Annotated in this window: 14 protein-coding genes and 1 pseudogene; 4 read left to right on the top strand and 11 right to left on the bottom strand. The window is 72.9% G+C overall.

The window, feature by feature from the left end:
• The 4 genes and pseudogenes from ACWD0Y_RS26430 to rsmI form a co-directional block, all read right to left on the bottom strand.
• Positions 1-367 (bottom strand): annotated as a pseudogene (locus ACWD0Y_RS26430) (hypothetical protein); the annotation flags it as partial.
• A gap of 109 nt (positions 368-476) precedes the next feature.
• Positions 477-1,346: a TatD family hydrolase gene (locus tag ACWD0Y_RS26425; RefSeq protein WP_450262820.1), complete on the bottom strand. Its 870-nt coding sequence runs from the start codon at positions 1,344-1,346 to the stop codon at positions 477-479.
• Positions 1,347-1,415: 69 nt separating this feature from the next.
• A complete protein-coding gene (locus tag ACWD0Y_RS26420; RefSeq protein WP_450262819.1) occupies positions 1,416-1,829 on the bottom strand; it encodes a hypothetical protein in 414 nt (137 codons plus the stop codon).
• A gap of 128 nt (positions 1,830-1,957) precedes the next feature.
• On the bottom strand, positions 1,958-2,854 hold the full coding sequence (gene rsmI / locus ACWD0Y_RS26415; protein ID WP_450262818.1) for a 16S rRNA (cytidine(1402)-2'-O)-methyltransferase: 897 nt from the start codon (positions 2,852-2,854) through the stop codon (positions 1,958-1,960).
• Positions 2,855-2,915: 61 nt separating this feature from the next.
• Between rsmI and ACWD0Y_RS26410 the strand changes: the two genes are divergently transcribed.
• Together ACWD0Y_RS26410 and ACWD0Y_RS26405 are read left to right on the top strand one after the other, a co-directional pair.
• On the top strand, positions 2,916-4,646 hold the full coding sequence (locus ACWD0Y_RS26410; protein ID WP_450262817.1) for a dolichyl-phosphate-mannose--protein mannosyltransferase: 1,731 nt from the start codon (positions 2,916-2,918) through the stop codon (positions 4,644-4,646).
• 190 nt (positions 4,647-4,836) lie between these two features.
• Complete coding sequence (locus ACWD0Y_RS26405; protein ID WP_450262816.1) at positions 4,837-6,471, top strand: penicillin-binding transpeptidase domain-containing protein; 1,635 nt, start codon at positions 4,837-4,839, stop codon at positions 6,469-6,471.
• A gap of 331 nt (positions 6,472-6,802) precedes the next feature.
• Here ACWD0Y_RS26405 and ACWD0Y_RS26400 read toward each other — a convergent pair whose 3' ends face one another.
• From ACWD0Y_RS26400 to ACWD0Y_RS26385, 4 genes are all read right to left on the bottom strand, one after another.
• Complete coding sequence (locus ACWD0Y_RS26400; protein ID WP_450262823.1) at positions 6,803-7,960, bottom strand: serine hydrolase domain-containing protein; 1,158 nt, start codon at positions 7,958-7,960, stop codon at positions 6,803-6,805.
• Positions 7,961-8,051: 91 nt separating this feature from the next.
• Complete coding sequence (locus tag ACWD0Y_RS26395) at positions 8,052-8,819, bottom strand: energy-coupling factor ABC transporter ATP-binding protein (RefSeq protein ID WP_450262815.1); 768 nt, start codon at positions 8,817-8,819, stop codon at positions 8,052-8,054.
• On the bottom strand, positions 8,807-9,568 hold the full coding sequence (cbiQ, locus tag ACWD0Y_RS26390; RefSeq protein WP_450262814.1) for a cobalt ECF transporter T component CbiQ: 762 nt from the start codon (positions 9,566-9,568) through the stop codon (positions 8,807-8,809). The genes ACWD0Y_RS26395 and cbiQ overlap by 13 nt, the downstream gene beginning before the upstream one ends.
• 1 nt (position 9,569) lies before the next feature.
• Positions 9,570-10,649: an energy-coupling factor ABC transporter permease gene (locus tag ACWD0Y_RS26385; protein WP_450262813.1), complete on the bottom strand. Its 1,080-nt coding sequence runs from the start codon at positions 10,647-10,649 to the stop codon at positions 9,570-9,572.
• A gap of 156 nt (positions 10,650-10,805) precedes the next feature.
• Between ACWD0Y_RS26385 and ACWD0Y_RS26380 the strand changes: the two genes are divergently transcribed.
• Positions 10,806-11,195, top strand: coding sequence for an SsgA family sporulation/cell division regulator (locus ACWD0Y_RS26380; RefSeq protein ID WP_450262812.1), 390 nt, complete (start codon positions 10,806-10,808; stop codon positions 11,193-11,195).
• Positions 11,196-11,322: 127 nt separating this feature from the next.
• On the opposite strand, the gene ACWD0Y_RS26375 is transcribed toward ACWD0Y_RS26380, so the two are convergent.
• Positions 11,323-13,533 (bottom strand): MMPL family transporter, encoded by a 2,211-nt coding sequence (locus ACWD0Y_RS26375; protein ID WP_450262811.1) that lies wholly within the window; start codon positions 13,531-13,533, stop codon positions 11,323-11,325.
• A gap of 146 nt (positions 13,534-13,679) precedes the next feature.
• Positions 13,680-14,255 (bottom strand): TetR/AcrR family transcriptional regulator, encoded by a 576-nt coding sequence (locus tag ACWD0Y_RS26370; RefSeq protein ID WP_450262810.1) that lies wholly within the window; start codon positions 14,253-14,255, stop codon positions 13,680-13,682.
• A gap of 442 nt (positions 14,256-14,697) precedes the next feature.
• Here ACWD0Y_RS26370 and ACWD0Y_RS26365 point away from each other — a divergent pair, with 442 nt between their 5' ends.
• Positions 14,698-18,015: a S41 family peptidase gene (locus tag ACWD0Y_RS26365; protein WP_450262822.1), complete on the top strand. Its 3,318-nt coding sequence runs from the start codon at positions 14,698-14,700 to the stop codon at positions 18,013-18,015.
• A gap of 190 nt (positions 18,016-18,205) precedes the next feature.
• Here ACWD0Y_RS26365 and ACWD0Y_RS26360 read toward each other — a convergent pair whose 3' ends face one another.
• Positions 18,206-18,460 carry a hypothetical protein gene (locus ACWD0Y_RS26360; protein ID WP_450262809.1) on the bottom strand — a complete coding sequence of 85 codons (255 nt, stop codon included), beginning with the start codon at positions 18,458-18,460 and terminating at the stop codon, positions 18,206-18,208.
• Between the last annotated feature and the right edge of the window lie 34 nt (positions 18,461-18,494).

Genomic DNA, 18,494 nt, shown 5'->3' with positions numbered 1-18,494 from the left:
GCACGTTCTCAGACGTTGCGACGGTCTCGATCCCGGCGCCGGCTTCGATCTCGGCGGGAAGCGCGTGGCGGGCGACGGTCACCACCACGTCGAAGGCCTGGCTCTCGATCTGCTGGATCCGGCTGGCGGCACGCTCTGGCTTGGCCGCGCGCCGGGCATCCGCCCTGCCGCTCCCGCCGCCGGGCACGCCGGGCGTCACCGGCGGGGCGGGTGCGGCGGGTGCGGCGGGCGTGGCTGCCGCGCCCGGGAACTGGCGGGGCAGCCGCACCTCCCGGAGCCCGTACGACGGTGCCGGCGGCGCGCCGTACTCCGCCGTGCGGCGGCCGCTGCCGCGCACCGCCCGGTGACTGCCCTGCGAATTGCCCACGACGCTCCAGAAGTCCGGTCCGCCCCGATGACGCTGCGGGCCGGGACACTAGCGGAGCCGTGGTCACTCTCCAAGGCAATACGGCTACGGAGAGTCGTGGCGGTCGCTGTCAGTAGTCGAACGCGCGGGCCGTGTTCGCGGCGAGCGCCGCGGTCAGGACGTCCTCCTCGATCCCCTTGACCGCCGCCATGGCGCGCACGGTGACCGGAATCAGGTAGGGGGCGTTGGGCCGTCCGCGGTAGGGCGCGGGGGTCAGGAACGGCGCGTCCGTCTCGACGAGCACCAGTTCCAGCGGCGCGACGGCGAGCGCGTCCCGCAGGGGCTGGGCGTTCTTGAAGGTCATGTTCCCCGCGAAGGACATGAAGTAGCCCTTGCGGGCGCAGACTTCGGCCATCGCGGCGTCGCCGGAGTAGCAGTGGAAGACGGTGCGTTCGGGGGCGCCCTCCTCCTCCAGGACGCGCAGCACGTCCTCGTGCGCCTCGCGGTCGTGGATGACGAGCGCCTTGCCGCGCCGCTTGGCGATCTCGATGTGGGCGCGGAAGGACCGCTCCTGGGCGGCCATGCCCTCGGGGCCCGTGCGGAAGTAGTCGAGACCGGTCTCGCCGACACCCCGTACGTACGGCAGGGACGCCAGCCGGTCGATCTCGGTGAGCGCGTCGTCGAGGGCCTCGTCCCCGCCCGCGGTCCGCGCGCCCTGCCGCGACCAGCCGTCGGGGTCTCCCAGGACGATGCGCGGGGCTTCGTTGGGGTGCAGGGCCACGGCGGCGTGGACGTTCTCGTGGGCGGCCGCCGTCTCGGCCGCCCAGCGCGAGCCCTTCACGTCGCAGCCCACCTGGACGACGGTCGTGACACCGACCGAGGCGGCCTTCTCCAGGGCCTCCTCGACCGTGCCGTCCTGCATGTCCAGGTGGGTGTGCGAATCGGCGACCTCTCCCCGGAGAGGCTCGGGCAGCGGCGGAAGTGCTTCCTTGGGGCTCATGGTCACGATCGTACGAAAACCGCGCGCCGAGCCCGCGGTGCGGCGGCCTCCTCCTTCGGGTGCGGCCTCCTACTTCCGGTGGTGGAAGGGGTGCAGCAGATCCGACAGGTGCCGGTGGCGCTTCACCCGCACCGGGCCCGGGGCGTCGTCGTGAGCCGGTGCCGGTCCCGGCATTCCCACCACCGGTCCGCCCACGGGGGCGTCCACCACGGCGGCCCGCAGCATTTCCCTGATCGAGGAGACCTGGCCGGCCTTCATGATGCGCACGACGTGTCCGCCGCAGTTCAGGCAGGTGGGGCGGGACAGCGGCGAGGGAACTCGCTCGCCGTCAGCCGTGTAGGTCACGAACGCGTGGCCCCTGCCGTCGACGTGGTGATGTATTTCGAACGACTGCTCCCACCCGTGGCCGCACCTCATGCAGGCGAAGGCGTAGGCCTCGTGAACGGTGGTTCCCGCGCCGGCGGTGTCTGCGATCTCGCTCATGCCAGCTCCTTTCCACTGGTCCAGTGGACGCCTGTTTCGGCGGGAGCGCATCGGGGCCTGTCGAGACATGGAGCGGTCTTGGCCCTTCCATGGAAAAAGGCCCGGTGCGCGGCTTGCGCTTTAACTTTTCACGATAGTCCTTTGCCGTCCGCGGAGCCCGTCCGTGCCGCGTTCTTTGCCGCGACGACGGCATCGAACACGTCGCGTTTGGGCAGGCCCGCCTCGGCGGCGACCGCCGCGATCGCCTCCTTGCGCCGCTCCCCCGCCTCCTCGCGCACCTGCACCCTGCGCACCAGTTCCGCCGGGTCCAGATCCTGCGGTCCGGTGTCGGGGGCGCCCTCCACCACGACGGTGATCTCTCCCCGTACCCCTTCGGCCGCCCATGCGGCGAGCGTCTTCAGCGGGCCGCGCTTCACTTCCTCGTACGTCTTGGTCAGCTCGCGGCACACGGCGGCCCTGCGCTCGGCGCCGAAGACCTCGGCCATCGCGGCGAGCGTGTCGTCGAGGCGGTGCGGCGCCTCGAAGAACACCATCGTGCGCTTCTCCGCCGCCACCTCCCGCAGCTTGCCGAGGCGCTCGCCCGCCTTGCGCGGCAGGAAGCCCTCGAAGCAGAAGCGGTCGACGGGCAGGCCGGACAGGGCCAGGGCGGTCAGTACGGCCGACGGGCCCGGCACGGCCGTGACCCTGATGTCCTTCTCGACGGCCGCGGCGACCAGCCGGTAGCCGGGGTCGGAGACCGACGGCATGCCCGCGTCGGTGACCAGCAGGACCCGCTTGCCGTCTTCCAGCGCCTCGACGAGTTCGGGCGTACGGGCGGACTCGTTGCCCTCGAAGTACGACACGACACGCCCCGTCGTCTGCACGCCGAGCGCCTGCGTCAGGCGGCGCAGCCGGCGGGTGTCCTCGGCGGCCACGACGTCGGCCGCCGCCAGTTCGGCGGCGAGGCGGGGCGGCGCGTCGGCCACGTCGCCGATGGGAGTCCCCGCGAGGACGAGCGTTCCGGTCGTTCCAGTCGTTCCAGTCACAAGGACCATCCTCCCAGGGCGCACGGACGACGCGCACAGATGTGTTCCCTACGATGGCGCGGTGACCAGTACCGCGTCAGAAGCCCAGCAGGGCCGGGCCCCCGGGGAACAGCCGCCTCCGTGGCAGCGGCGGCTGCGCCGATTCGGCTACGTGCCCGCGCCCGGCCGCCACATCGGGCTGCGGATGCGGCTCGTGCCGCCGTACAGCAGGCCCGGCGCCCAGGTCTGGCGGGTGCTCGGGGTGCCGCCCGTACTCGCGGGGCACCTGGTGCGGTGGGCCGCGTGGGGCGGGCCGCTGCTGGTCGCGCTCGTCGCCGGGCTGCTGCGGTTCTGGCACCTGGGCAGCCCCAAGGCGGTGATATTCGACGAGACGTACTACGCCAAGGACGCCTGGGCGCTCATCCACCAGGGGTACGAGGGCCAGTGGCCCAAGGACATCGACAAGAAGATCCTCGCCGACCCGTCGGCGGTCCCGGTCCCGGACGATCCCGGCTACGTGGTGCATCCGCCGGTCGGCAAGTGGGTCATCGGGATCGGCGAGCAGCTCTTCGGGTTCACGCCCTTCGGCTGGCGCTTCATGGTGTGCGTACTGGGCACGCTGTCGGTCCTGATGCTCTGCCGGATCGGACGCCGGCTCTTCCGCTCGACGTTCCTGGGGTGTCTGGCGGGCGCACTGCTCGCGGTCGACGGCCTGCACTTCGTGATGAGCCGCACGGCGCTGCTCGACCAGGTGCTGATGTTCTTCGTGCTGGCCGCGTTCGGCTGTCTGCTGATCGACCGCGACCGGGCCCGGCGCCGGCTCGCGGCGGCGCTGCCGTACGACGCCGAGGAGGACGTGCTGCGCCCGGACGCCGGTGTCGCACAGGGGCTGCGGTTCGGGTGGCGGCCGTGGCGGATCGCGGCCGGTGTGTGCCTGGGCCTGGCGCTCGGCACCAAGTGGAACGGCCTGTACATCCTGGCGGCGTTCGGCCTGATGACGGTGGTGTGGGACGTGGGCGCGCGGCGGACGGCGGGCGCGTTCCGTCCGTACGCGGCGGTCCTGCGGCGGGACGTGGTGCCCGCCTTCGCGGCGACGGTCGTGGTCACCTTCGTGACGTACCTCGTCTCCTGGACGGGCTGGATCGTCACCAAGGGGGGCTACTACCGGAACTGGGCCCAGGGCGACGGCAGGGGCGGCAACTGGACCTGGCTGCCCGACTGGCTGCGCAGCCTGTGGCACTACGAGACCGAGGTCTACAACTTCCACATCGGCCTGACCTCGGGTCACACCTACCAGTCGAACCCCTGGAGCTGGATCGTCCTGGGCCGCCCCGTCTCGTACTTCTACGAGTCGCCGAAGCCCGGCGAGCGGGGCTGCCCGGCGACCGCGACCGGCGACTGCGCCCAGGAGGTGCTGGCGCTCGGCACCCCGCTGCTGTGGTGGGCGGCGTGCTTCGCGGTGCTGTACGTGCTGTGGCGGTGGGCGTTCCGGCGCGACTGGCGCGCGGGGGCGATCGCGTGCGGCGTCGCGGCGGGCTGGGTGCCCTGGTTCTTCTACCAGGAGCGCACGATCTTCCTCTTCTACGCCGTCGTCTTCGTGCCGTTCCTGTGCCTGGCGGTGGCGATGATGATCGGCGCGATGCTGGGGCCGCCGGGTTCGGACGAGCGGCGGCGCACGGTGGGGGCGGTCGGCGCGGGCGTGCTCGTGCTCCTCATCATCTGGAACTTCATCTACTTCTGGCCCATCTACACCGGCCGGACCATCCCGATAGAGGAGTGGCGCAACCGGATGTGGCTCGACACCTGGGTCTGAGCCGGGTCCGAGCCGGGTCCGAGCCGGGTCCGAGCCGGGCCTGGGCACAGGTGTTCCCGGGCCGTCCGGCCGTTCGTCCCGGTCCTGTAACGGCCACCTCCGGCGTCACTGGCGTCCCGTACAGTGCGGTAGAGCACTTCTTGAACATGTTCAGTTCAGGTGGGGACTCCTGGGGAGGGGACTGCACAGCATGCGCAGTGGAGCGAAGGTCGCCATAGTCGGCGGGGTGTTCCTGGTCGCGGCCGGGGGTGTGGGCTACGGCGCCTACTCCGTGGTGAGCGGCGGGACCGGCGACGGTACGGACCTCACGACCGCCTCGGCGCCGAAGAGGACCGGGCCGCCGGGCGCGGACGAGGTCGAGCGGACCACGAAGGACTTCCTCGCCGCCTGGGCGAAGGGCGACGCCCGCGCGGCCGGTGAGCTGACCGACAACGCCGCCGCCGCGCAGCCCGCGCTGTCCGCCTACCGCGACGAGGCGCACATCAGCGAGGTGAAGCTGACGCCGGGCACGGCGGCCGGGACGACGGTGCCGTTCACCGCCGACGCCACGGTGACGTACAAGGGGAAGAGCAAGAGCTTCTCGTACGCGTCGGAGCTGACCGTCGTACGCGGGCAGACCTCGGGCAAGGCCCTGGTCGACTGGGATTCGTCCGTCCTCCACCCCGATCTGAAGGACGGCGAGACGCTGAGCGCGGGCGAGTCCCCGGCCCCGCCCATCCGGGCGGTCGACCGCAACGGCACCGAGCTGACGAAGGAGAAGTACCCGTCGCTCGGTCCGGTCCTGGACGCGCTGCGTGCGAAGTACGGCGAGCAGGCGGGCGGCACGCCGGGCGTCGAGCTGACCGTCGGGAGCCCGGGCAGCGAGTCGCCCGCCCGGACCGTGCTCACCCTCGCCAAGGGCAAGCCCGGCGAGCTCCCCACGACGCTGGACGCGGACGTGCAGGCGGCGGCCGAGACGGCGGTGAAGCAGCACAGCGAGGCGTCGGTCGCGGCGGTCAAGCCCAGCACGGGCGAGATCCTGGCGATCGCCAACAACCGCGCCGACGGCTACAACGCGGCGGCCCTCGGCAAGCAGGCGCCCGGTTCCACGATGAAGATCGTGACGGCGGCGATGCTGCTGGAGAAGGGCCTGACCGGGGCGGACCGCAAGGCGGAGTGCCCGCAGACCGTGCTGTACCAGGGCCGGAGCTTCCACAACCTGGACAACTTCGAGATCCCCGACTCCACCTTCGCCACCAGCTTCGCCCGCTCCTGCAACACCGCTTTCATCAAGCTGATCGACGACACCAAGGACGACGCGGCGCTGCCCAGGACCGCGCGTGAGGTCTTCGGTCTCGGCCTCGACAACTGGCAGACCGGCATCACCACCGCCGACGGCACGGTGCCCGAGGTCACCGGCGGCGAGGCGGCGGCGCAGTACATCGGGCAGGGCGCGATCGAGATGAACGCCCTCAACATGGCGTCGGTCACCGCCACCGCCAAGGCCGGCACGTTCAAGCAGCCGGTCATCGTGCCGCAGTCGCTCGACGGCCGGCAGCTGGCGACCGCGACCCGCTCCCTGTCGCCCTCCGTGCACAGCCAGCTGCTCGGCATGATGCGGCAGACGGCGACGGCGTCCTGGGGCACGGGCACGGAGGCGATGGCCTCGGTCGGCGGTGACAAGGGCGCCAAGACCGGTTCGGCGGAGGTCGACGGGCAGGGCAAGTCCAACAGCTGGTTCGCCGGCTTCAGCGACGACGTGGCGGCGGCGGCGTCCGTCGAATCGGGCGGCCACGGCGGCGACGCGGCGGGCCCGCTGGTGGCGGCCGTGCTGCGGGCGGGCTGACGGAGGACCGCTCGGAGGGCCGCGGAGGGCCGCGGAACCGGCTCGCACGGCCCGTACGACCACCGCTGGGATACGGGCCGTGAGCACGCCGGCGAACCGGGCCCACCCCGGTTCGCCGAAGCCCTGCGCGCCCGGCGTCCGGACAGAGGCGGTTCGCCGTGGGCCGGCGTGGGGCCCGTACGGCGCGGACCGGGCGCGGGGAAGGCCGGGCGGGCGGCGCGCCGGTGGACGTGCGCGAGCGGACCGGGCGACGCCTGCCGTCGCGGCGGGCCTGCTGCTCCCGGCGTCGGCCCGCTGCTCCCCACCGGACGGCCTCCGGGGGCCCGGCCGGTCACACGGCGGACCGCACCGCCCTGACCAGGGCCTGCGCGCGCGGGTCGGAGGTGACTCCCTTCTGGTGGCCGTTGGTCACGTATCCGAAGGCGATCCCGGACTCCGGATCGGCGAAACCGAGCGAGCCGCCCCGGCCCGGGTGGCCGAACGAGCCGGGCGCGAGGAGCGGCGCGCCGGAGCCGTGCAGCATGAAGCCCAGCCCGAAGCGGGTGTTGACGATCAGGACCCGGTCCGGACCGGCCGATTCCTCGGTGCGCGCGAGCGTGAGCGTCGCCGGGGCGAACAGGCGGTGCCCGTCGACCGGACCGATCATCGCGGCGTAGCACCGCGCCAGCGCCCGCGCGGTGGATATCCCGCCCGAGCCGGGGAGTTCGGCGGCCCGGAACGCCGGGTCGTTCAGGTCCTCGCGCGGGTCGATCGCGTCGAACGCGCGCCGGGTGAGCGACGCGGGATCCGCGTACGCCTCGGTCACGCTCCGCTTGGGCCGCATCCGCAGCGCCCCGCCGTCCAGCGGCGGCGCCTCGACCGGCCCGGCCCGGCCCACCCGGTGCGCCTCGTCCGCCGGCAGCCCGATCCAGAAGTCGAGCCCCAGCGGGCGGGCGATCTCCTCGGCGATCCACCGCCCGACGGTCCGCCCCGTCACCCGCTTCACGAGCTCGCCGATCAGCCAGCTGTACGTCTGCGCGTGGTAGCCGTGGTCGGTTCCGGGCTCCCAGGCGGGCGCCTGGGCGGCGACGGCGCGCGGCCCGGAGACACCGTCGATCGCCTCGGCGGGCGTCAGCGGGCGGTCGAGCGCGGGTATGCCCGCCCGGTGGGACAGCAGGTGCCGGACGAGGACCCGTTCCTTGCCGTTGGCCTTGAACTCCGGCCAGTACGTGCCGACCGGCGCGTCCAGGTCGATCTGCCCGCGCTGGTGCAGCAGCAGCGGCACGGCGGCGGCCACGCCCTTGGTCGCGGACCGCACGACCTGGGCGGTGTCCACGGCCCACGGTTCGGTGCCGTCCACGTCGCGCGTCCCCGCCCACAGGTCGACGACCTTGCGGCCGTCCCGGTAGACGGCGACGGCGGCTCCTCGCTCGCCCCGTTGCCCGAAGTTGCGCACGAACGCGTCCCTGACCGGTTCGAATCCGGCCGCCACCGTGCCCCGTGCATCCACTGCTGCGCTCGCGCTCATGTCCCCCATGGTGCAACGGCCCTGCTGGACCGGGTGGCGGGGGGTCTGGGTGCCGCCGTGCGGGGTCTGTTGCCTACGCCTCCACCCGCACCGACCCCGGGTCGAACCCGAACGGCAGCTCCAGCCGGTGCGCCCGCATCACCGCGTCGTCCGACAGCAGCTCCTGCGTCCGCCCGTCCGCCACGATCACGCCCCCGCTGAGGATCACCGAGCGCGGGCACAGCTCAAGGGCGTACGGCAGGTCGTGCGTGACCATCAGCACCGTGGTGTCCAGACCCCGCAGGATGTCCGCCAGTTCGCGCCGCGAGGCCGGGTCCAGGTTGGACGACGGCTCGTCCAGCACCAGGATCTCCGGCTCCATCGCCAGTACGGTCGCGACAGCCACCCGGCGCCGCTGCCCGAACGACAGGTGGTGCGGCGGCCGGTCGGCGTACTCCGCCATGCCGACCCGCTCCAGCGCCGCCCTCACGCACGCCTCCAGCTCCGCGCCGCGCAGGCCCGCCGCCGCCGGGCCGAAGGCCACGTCCTCGCGGACGGTCGGCATGAAGAGCTGGTCGTCGGGGTCCTGGAAGACGATGCCGACGCGGCGCCGGATCTCGGCGAGGTGCCGCTTGGCGACGGGCAGCCCGGCCACCGTCACCGAACCCGCGCCGGCCGTGAGGATGCCGTTGAGGTGCAGGACGAGCGTGGTCTTGCCCGCACCGTTGGGCCCGAGCAGTGCGACGCGCTCGCCACGCGCGACGGACAGGTCGACGCCGAAGAGGGCCTGGTGGCCGTCGGGGTAGGCGTAGGCGAGGCCGCTGACCTCGAGGGACATCGTCGTGTCGGTCACAGGGTCCATCCCAGCAGACAGACCGCCAGCGCGGACACCGGGAGCGCGGCCGCGTACGACCACTGCGCCCGCGTCGCGGTCACCTCGTCGATCACCGGCATGGTGCCCGTGTACCCCCTGCTGACCATGGCCAGGTGCACGCGTTCGCCCCTCTCGTACGAGCGGATGAAGAGCGCGCCCGCCGTCTTGCCCAGGACGCCCCAGTGCCGCACGCCCCGCGCCTCGAATCCGCGCGAGCGCCGCGCGACCGACATCCTTCGCATCTCGTCCGTGATCACATCGCCGTAACGGATCATGAACGACGCGATCTGGACCAGCATCGGCGGCAGCCTCAGCCGCTGGAGTCCGAGCACCAGGGAGCGCAGTTCCGTGGTGGAGGCGAGCAGCACGGAGGCGGCGACGCCGAGCGTCCCCTTGGCGAGGACGTTCCAGGCGCCCCACAGGCCCGGGACGCTCAGCGGCATGCCGAGCACCTCCACCCGCGCCCCCTCGGCCACGAAGGGCAGCAGGACGGCGAAGGCGACGAAGGGCACTTCGACGAGGAGCCGCTTGAGCAGGTAACCGGCCGGGACGCGGGCGGCGTACGCGACCGCGCCGAGCAGCACGGCGTACCCGCCGAACGCCCACATCGCCTCGCGCGGCGTGGACACGACGACGAGCACGAAGCAGAGGACGGCGACGAGCTTGCAGTGCGGCGGCAGGGCGTGCACGGCGGTGTGCCCGTGCCGGTAGAGCTGGTGGGCGTGACCCGCGCCCATGTCAGGCGGTTTCCTTTTCCCCTGTACGCGCCGCCGTGGCCCCGGCCGCCGGCTGCCGCTGCTGTCCGCGCCGGCGCCGCACCGTCCAGAAGACGCCGCTGCCGACGGCGACGGTCACGCCGACACCGACGACGCCCGCGAGGCCGCCGGAGAGACGGCCGTCGCCGATGCTCTCGACGGTGTAGTCGGCGAGCGGGGAACCGGCGGCGGCGTGCTCCTCGACGTTCTTGTCGATGCCCTGGTCGGCGGCGACCTTCTCCAGGCCGTCCGGGCTGGCGGAGGCGTAGAACGACACGAACCCGGCGAGGACGAACGCGGCGGCCAGCCCCGCGCCCCAGACCTTGCGGGTGGAGCGGGCGGCGGCGGGAGCGGGGGTCCCGGCGGGAGCCGCGTCCACCAGCTTGCCGTCCACCAGCAGCTTGAGCGGGGCGGCGAGCCCGCGCGCGCCGTGCACCAGGTCGGGGCGTACGGCGATGACGGCGCCCACGGTCAGTGCGGTGATCGCGGCCTCGCCGATGCCGATGAGGACGTGGACGCCGACCATGGCGGTCAGCACCTTGCCGATCGGCACGTCCGTCGTGCCGCCGACGGCGTAGATCAGCGTGAAGGCGGCGGCCGCGGCGGGCACGGACACCAGGGCGGCGACGAACGCGGAGGCGGTGACCGAGCGGCGCCCGCGCGGCAGGATCTTCACGAGGCCGCGGAAGAGCGCGTACGCGACGACGACCGTGACCACGCCCATGACGGTGATGTTCACGCCGAGCGCGGTGAGGCCGCCGTCCGCGAAGAGGACGCCCTGCATCAGCAGGACGACCGAGATGCAGAGCACTCCCGTGAACGGACCGACCAGTATCGCGGCGAGCGCACCGCCGAGCAGGTGACCGCTGGTGCCGGCCGCGACCGGGAAGTTCAGCATCTGTACGGCGAAGACGAACGCGGCGACGAGTCCCGCGAGCGGGGCCGCCCGCTCTTCCCCGAGTTCGCGGCGCGCTCCTCGCAGGCTGACGGCGACAGCGGCCACGGCTGCGACGCCCGCCACAGCCGAAACAGGTGTGCTGATGAATCCGTCGGGGACATGCATGGGGAGGCTCCGCTTCCTGCGGGGTGGTTAACCGTTCGATGATAGTGCCCTCCTGCAAAGAGGTCGCAAGAGCAAACGGGTCACAAGTGGAGCCTGGCCGCACCGCAGAATATGGGATATTAAGGGACAAAAGCCGCGAGTTTGAGGAGTAGCCCGATGCACCCAGCAATCGAGGGCCACGCACGGGCCTGCCTCATCACCGACGGCCCCCAGCGTCACGCCGTCCCCGTCGCCCTGCGCTACGACCCGGGGAAGAACCCGCGCGCGGTGCGCCTGGTCTTCCCGCCGGACGTCTCGCCCGACGGAGCCGCGAACGAATGGGTCTTCGACCGCGCCCTCCTGGAGGCGGGTCTGAACCGTCCGGCCGAGACCGAGAACGGCGACGTCCGGGTCTGGCCGTGCGGCCGGGTGCAGGCCGTGATGGAACTGCGTTCGCCGCAGGGCACGGCGGTGATCCAGTTCGACAGGGCGCCGCTGCGCCGCTTCCTGGAACGTACGCACGCGGTCGAGGAGCCCGCTCCCGCGGCCCCCGAAGCCGCCCGCTGAGAAACGGTGAGGCCCCCCGGCCTTCCGGCCGGGGGGCCTCACCGCCGCACCGGGTCCCGTCCCCACGAGCCGGTGCGCGACCGGGGCCGCCCTCCGCTCGAGAGGCGGCCCCGGAGCTTCTCAGCGCCTAGGCACGCACCAGCTCGCGCTCGTCCCGGGGGGTGTCGTCGCCCAGCTCCTTGCGCAGCTGCTCGCCCTCGACGTCCACGTTCGGCAGCGCCCTGTCGAGCCAGCGCGGCAGCCACCACGCCTTCTCGCCGAGCAGCGCCAGCACGGCGGGCACGATGGCCATCCGTACGACGAAGGCATCGAAGAAGACGGCGATCGCCAGCCCGAAGCCGATCATCTTGACCATCGACTCACTCGACCCGATGAACCCGGCGAAGACGGCGATCATGATCACGGCCGCGGCGGTGACGACCCGCGCGCCGTGCTGGAAGCCGGTGACGACCGCCTGTCCCGGCCGCTCCCCGTGGACGTACGCCTCCCGCATGCGCGTGACGAGGAAGACCTCGTAGTCCATGGCGAGACCGAAGACGACGCCCACCATGAAGATCGGCATCATCGACATCACGGGGCCGGTCTGCTCGACACCCATCACATCCGCCAGCCAGCCCCACTGGAAGACCGCGACCACCGCGCCGAGCGCCGCCACCACGGACAGCAGGAACCCGAGCGCCGCCTTGAGCGGGACGAGGACCGAGCGGAACACCAGCATCAGCAGCAGGAACGCGAGGCCGACGACGAGCGCGAGGTACGGCAGCAGCGCGTCGTTCATCTTCTGTGAGAAGTCGATGTTCATGGCCGTGGAGCCGGTCACCAGGACCTCGGCGCCGGTGTCGGACGTGATGCCCGGGCCCGCGTCGCGGATCGAGTGCACCAGTTCCTCGGTCGCCCCGGAGCTGGGCCGGTCCTTCGGGACGACGGTGACGACCGCCGTGTCGCCGGCCTTGTTCAGCTGCCCGGGCACGGTGGCGGCGACGCCGTCCATGTCCTTCACGATGCCGGTGACCCGGTCGACCGCGTCCTTGGGCCGCTCGGCCCCCTCGACGTCGACCACGACCATCAGCGGTCCGTTGAAGCCGGGCCCGAACCCGTCCGAGAGGAGGTCGTACGCCTTGCGCTGAGTAGTGCTGACCGGCTGCGAACCGTCGTCGGGCAGCCCCATCTCCAGCGAGGCGGCGGGCACGGCGACCACACCGAGCCCGACCACGGCGGTGATCAGGACGGCGATCGGGCGGCGCAGTACGAAACGGGCCCAGCGCGTACCCATGTTGGACTTGTCCGCCCCGGTGCCCCGGTCCTGGCGCTTGCGCGCCCTGCGCCCGAAGACCTTCTTGCCCGCGAACCCGAGCAGCGCGGGGACCAGCGTGAGCGCGACGAGAACGGCGATCACGACCGTGCCGGCCGCGGCGAAGCCCATCTTCGTCAGCATCGGGATGTTGACGACGGCGAGTCCCACGAGCGCGATCACGACGGTCAGCCCGGCGAACACGACGGCGGACCCGGCGGTTCCGACGGCCCGCCCGGCCGCGTCCTCCGGCTCACGCCCCTCGGCCAGCTCGGCCCGGTAGCGGGAGACGATGAACAGCGCGTAGTCGATGCCGACGGCGAGCCCGATCATCATCGCGAGCGTCGACGTCGTGGAGCCGAGATCGAGGACGTTCGCGAGCGCGGCGATCGTGGAGACCCCGATGCCCACGCCGATGAGCGCGGTGAGCAGCGGCAGCCCGGCGGCCACCAGCGACCCGAAGGTGATGACGAGGACGATCGCGGCGACCGCGACGCCGATGATCTCGCCCGAGCCGGTCTCGGGCACGGCCTGGAGCGCGTCGCCGCCGATCTCGACGGTCAGCCCGGTCGCCCGCGCCTCGTCGCCCGCCTCGACCAGCGCCTCCCTGGCCTCCTCGGTCAGTTCCATGCCGCTGACCTTGTACGAGACCTGGGTGTACGCCGTCGTACCGTCACGGCTCACGGCCTTGCCCGCGTACGGGTCGACGACCGAGGCGATCTGCTCGGCACCGGCACCGGACTTGAGCTCCTGGACGACCTTCTCCACCTCGCTCCGGTGTCCGGCGTCGGTCATCCGCTCCCCTTCGGGAGCCTTGAACACCACGCGGGCGGTGGCACCGTCCGCGGCGGCACCGGGGAAGCGCTGGTCGAGCAGGTCGAATGCCTTCTGGGCCTCGGTCCCCGGTATGGAGAAGGAGCTGGAGGTGGCGGTGGACGCGGAGGCGGCGCCGACGCCGGCGAGCACCAGCAGCGCGATCCAGGCGAGGGCGACGAAAGGGCGGCGGCGGAAGGCGAACCGGCCCAGTGTGTAAAGGAATGTGGCCACGAGGGCGTACTCCCGGTCAGGTCGTTGGGACGAGCAGGGCAGGGGGAACCAGCCCGACGACAAGAGCGGTGCGCGTCAGGTGGAGCGTTTCTCCGGGGCGGACGCCGGGGTGGGGACCCCACGGCGCCGCCGGGGTACTGCGGCCGTCAGGCGACACCCAGCGCGGGCAGCACCACGGCATCGACGTAGTCGGCGAGGAAGGCCCGGTCGGGCGACCGGTCCTCGATGAGCTCCCGGGCGACGAAGGCGCCCAGGAGCATGTGCGGGACGTACCGCAGGGCGGGCGTCCCGGCGGGGATCTCGCCCCGGTCCACGGCCCGCCGCAGCAAGCCGTCGAGCCCGGTGAGTTCGGGGGCGACGAGCAGCTCCCGAAGTGCCTGGTGGAGGTCGGGGTTCTGGTGCACGGCCTGGGCGAGACCCCGCATCAGCGCGGAGTCCTTCTCCAGCTGGCAGTCGTCGGAGCGCCGCACCAGGGCATGGAAGTCCCCGCGCAGCGTGCCGGTGTCGACGTCGGCGGTACTGACCGGCTTGCAGTGGCGCAACGCCCTGGCGACCAGCTCCGGCTTGCTCCCCCACTGTCGGTAGAGGGTGGCCTTGCTGGACCGGGTGCGGGACGCGACGGCATCCATGGTCAGGGCGTCGTAGCCGACTTCACGGAGCAGGTCGAGCACGGCTCCGTACAGCTCACCCTCACGCTCGGCCGTGAGCCGTGTGCGCGCCATCCTCCACCCCTCTCCTGAACGAAACGGTTTCGTACACCTCAAAGGTACGCCCGCACCCATCGAAACGAAACCGTTTCGGTGGTGTTCCGCGCCACAAGTTGCCGCGCCCCCTCCGGGCGGAAAGCATTGGGGGGTGAGCGACGAACCCGGGTCCGTCGGCCCGCAAGAGACCACAGCCCCCGAGCCCCTGGGCACCACGGGCATCTCTCCGGCCGCTCCCGCGCGGGACGCGCCGACCGCGCCCTCGCCCGCCGCGGCGGCGGAGGGGGACGTGCCGGGGCGCTCGCCACAGGGCGTCGAACGCGACGAGTCCGAAGAGAAACCCGTATCCGGACGTCCGGCGCCCGAGGAGACGACGCCCCGGCGCGGCACCGACCCCGGGGCCCCCGCGACCCGGCCGCCCCGGGGCGACGACGCCCCCGCCGACGGCACCCACCCGTACCTGCGCTTCCCGCACCTGCACGGCGACCTCCTCTGCTTCGCGGCGGAGGACGACCTCTGGCTGGCCCCGGTCGCGCCCCCCGGAAAGCAGCCGGACCGGGCCTGGCGCCTCACCGTCGACCGCACCAAGGTCTCCCACCCCCGCTTCTCCCCCGACGGCCGCCACATCGCGTTCACGACCTGGCGCAGCCTCGACCCCGAGGTCCACCTCCTGCCCGTGGACGGCGGCCGGCCCGCCCGCAGGCTCAGCTACTGGGGCTCGCTCGACACCCGCGTCTGCGGCTGGACACCCGAGACACCCGACAGCCCCCCGCACATCCTGGCCGTCGCCTCCCACGGCCAGCCCTTCTCCCACTACTCGTGGGCCTACACCCTCCCCACCGACGGCAGCCCCGGCGCCCAGCTGCCCTGGGGCCCGGTCTCCGACATCGCGGTCGCGGACATCGACGGCGAGCGCCGTACGCTCCTGCTCACCGGCAAGCCCCCGCACGAGCCCGCCGCGTGGAAGCGCTACCGGGGCGGCGCGACCGGCCGCCTGTGGCTGCACGGCGAGCGGCTGCTCCCCGGCATCGGCGGCCACCTCAACTGCCCCATGTTCGTGAACGGACGCGTCGCGTTCCTCTCCGACCACGAGGGCGTGGGCAACCTCTACTCCTGCGCGTACGACGGCACCGACCTGCGCCGCCACACCGACCACGACGCGTTCTACGCACGGAACGCCTCCAGCGACGGCACCCGCGTCGTCTACCAGTGCGCGGGCGACCTGTGGCTGGTGGACGACCTGTCCCCCGGCGCGACGCCGCGCCGCCTGGACGTCCGTCTCGGCGGTCCCCGCGCCGGCCGGCGCCCCCACCACGTCCCGGCCGCCAGCAACATCGACGGCCTGTCCGTCGACACGACCGGCCGCGCCAGCGCCGTCGTCGTCCGCGGCAGCCTGTACTGGCTCACCCACCGCGACGGCCCGGCCCGCACCATCACGGACACCCCGGGCGTACGGGCCCGCCTGCCCCAAATGCTCGGCGGCGGCGGCAAGGTCGCGTACGTCACGGACGCCGAGGGCGAGGACGCGATCGAGATCGCGTACCTGCCGCGCGCCAGCGGCGACCGCGCGCCGCGCCGCCTCGCGTCCGGCAGGCTCGGACGCGTGCACGAACTGGTGTCGGACCCGGAGGGCGAACGCATCGCGATCGCCTCGCACGACGGCCGGCTCCTGCTGGTCGACACCATGGAGACCGCAGAGGGCGCAGAGACCGCAGAGGACGCAGGGGACGCAGAGACCGCGAAGGACGCGGACGGCGAGGTCACCGAACTGACCCGCTCCCTCAACGGCCCGGTCCGCGACCTCGCCTTCTCCCCCGACGGGGCCTGGCTGACCTGGTCGCACCCCGGCATCGGCCGCTCCCTGCGCCAGATCAAGATCGCGAAGATCGAGACCCGGCAGATCGTCGACGTCACCGACGGCCGCTTCGAGGACGAGAACCCGGTCTTCACGAGCGACGGCCGCTACCTCGCCTTCCTCTCCTGGCGCGGCTTCGACCCGGTGTACGACGTCCACACCGGAGACCTCTCCTTCCCCCTGGGCTGCCGCCCCTACCTGGCCCCGCTCTCCTCCGCGACGCCGTCCCCCTTCGCGATGTCCGCGGAAGGCCGTCCGGCGGCCGGCGGGCTGGACCTGGCGGACGGCGGGGAGGGCGAGAGCACCGACGGCACGACGGTCCTGGTGGAGGTCGAGGGCCTGCCGAACCGGGTGACGCCCTTCCCCGTGTCCGCGTCCAAGTACTCGGGGCTGCACGCGGTCTCCGGCGGCGGCCTGGTGTGGCTGCGCTGGCCGATCTCGGGAGCGCTCGGCGAGACGTTCGCCAACCCGGCCGACATGTCGGGCCGCCCCACCCTCGAACACTTCAACCTCACCAAGGCGCGCAAGACCGAGCTCGTGAACGACCTCGACTGGTTCGCGGTGAGCGGCGACGGATCGCGCCTGGTGGTCATGGACGAGGGCGAACTGCGCGCCGTCCCCGCCACCGAGACCGGCGACAGCGACTCGACGGTCTACCTGGACATGCGCCGCATCATGCACCAGGTCGACCCGGGGGCGCAGTGGCGGCAGGCGTACGCGGAGGCGGGCCGCATCGTCCGGGCGTACTTCTGGGAACCGGGCATGTGCGGCATCGACTGGGACGCGGTCCTCGACCAGTACCGCCCCCTGCTGGAACGGGTCGCCACCCCGGACGAGTTCGCGGACCTGCTCCGCGAGGTCCTGGGCGAGCTGGGCACCTCGCACGCGTACGTCGCCGCCGCGCGCCGCAACGAGGGACCGCCGCACTACCAGCGCGCGATGGGGCTGCTCGGCGCCAACTTCGTGTGCCGGGACGGCAAGTGGCTGGTCCGGCGGATCCTCCCCGGCGAGTCGTCCGACTCCAAGGCGCGCTCGCCGCTGGCCGGCACGGGCATCCGGGAGGGCGCGGTCCTCACCCACGTGGACGGCCGGCCGGTGGATCCGGTGTCGGGCCCGTACCCCCTCCTCGCGGCGGCCGGGGGGACGACGGTCGAGCTGACGTTCCAGCCGGCGGAGGGGGAGGGGGCGGCCCGCAGGGTCGCGATCGTCCCCCTGGTCGACGAGCGCCCCCTCCGCTACCAGGACTGGGTGGCCAAACGCCGGGAGGTGGTGCGGAGGCTGAGCGGCGGGAAGTGCGGCTACCTGCACATCCCCGACATGGGCGGCTCCGGCTGGGCCCAGTTCAACCGCGACCTGCGCAGGGAGGTCTCCCTGCCCGCGCTGATCGTCGACGTACGGGGCAACGCGGGCGGGAACATCAGCGAACTGGTGGTGGAGAAGCTCACCCGCACCATCGTCGGCTGGGACCTGACGCGCGACGCGGAGCCGGTCTCGTACGCCTCCAACGCGCCCCGGGGCCCGGTGGTCGCCCTGGCCGACGAGGCGACGTCCTCGGACGGCGACATGATCACGGCGGCGTTCAAACTGCTGGGCCTGGGGCCGGTGGTGGGCCAGCGCACCTGGGGCGGGGTGGTGGGCATGACCGGCCGCCACACGCTGGGCGACGGCACGGTGATCACGGTGCCGATGAACGCGGCGTGGTTCGACGCGTACGGATGGTCGGTGGAGAACCACGGCGTGGAGCCGGACATCGAGGCCCTGCGCACCCCCCTCGACTGGGCGGAGGGACGCTACGCCCAGCTGGACGACGCGGTCCGGGTGGCGCTGGACCTGCTGGCGGCGCGGCCGGCGTCGGCCCCTCCGACGTACTCGAACGTCCCCGACAGGACCCGCCCTCCCCTCCCGCCGCGCGCGACTCCGTGACGGGGAGGCCGGCGGGGCGGGGCCAGGCGGGGCGGGGCCCGGAGACACCCTCCTGGCCCCGCCCCGCCGGTCCCGCTGGCCCTGCCCCGCCGGCTCCGGCCACGCGGAAGGGCGCACCCGGTGGGACCGGGTGCGCCCTTCGTACGGCGGGGCGGAGCGACGGGGTGCGCCGCGTCAGCCGCCGCCCGCGTCAAGACCGGAGCCGCTCCTGGCCCTCGTCCCGCTCATCGAGCATCTCCCGGTCCAGGTCCCGGTCCGTCTCCCGGTCCATGTCCCGGTCCCTGACCATGTCCCGGTCCCGGCCCAAGACCTGGCTCCGGTCCTCCCGGGCCCGCCGGACATGCTCCGACGCCTCGCCCTTCGTGCCGCGCGAACCCTGCTTGGCCTGCTTGGCCTGCTCGGCGAGTTCCTGCGCCTTGTCCTTGAACTGGTCTGCGATGCCCATGAAGTTCACTCCTAGAGGGGTGTGAGGGGAAGTG

Source organism: Streptomyces altiplanensis (assembly GCF_053591575.1).
This window is presented reverse-complemented; position numbering and strand designations above follow the sequence as displayed.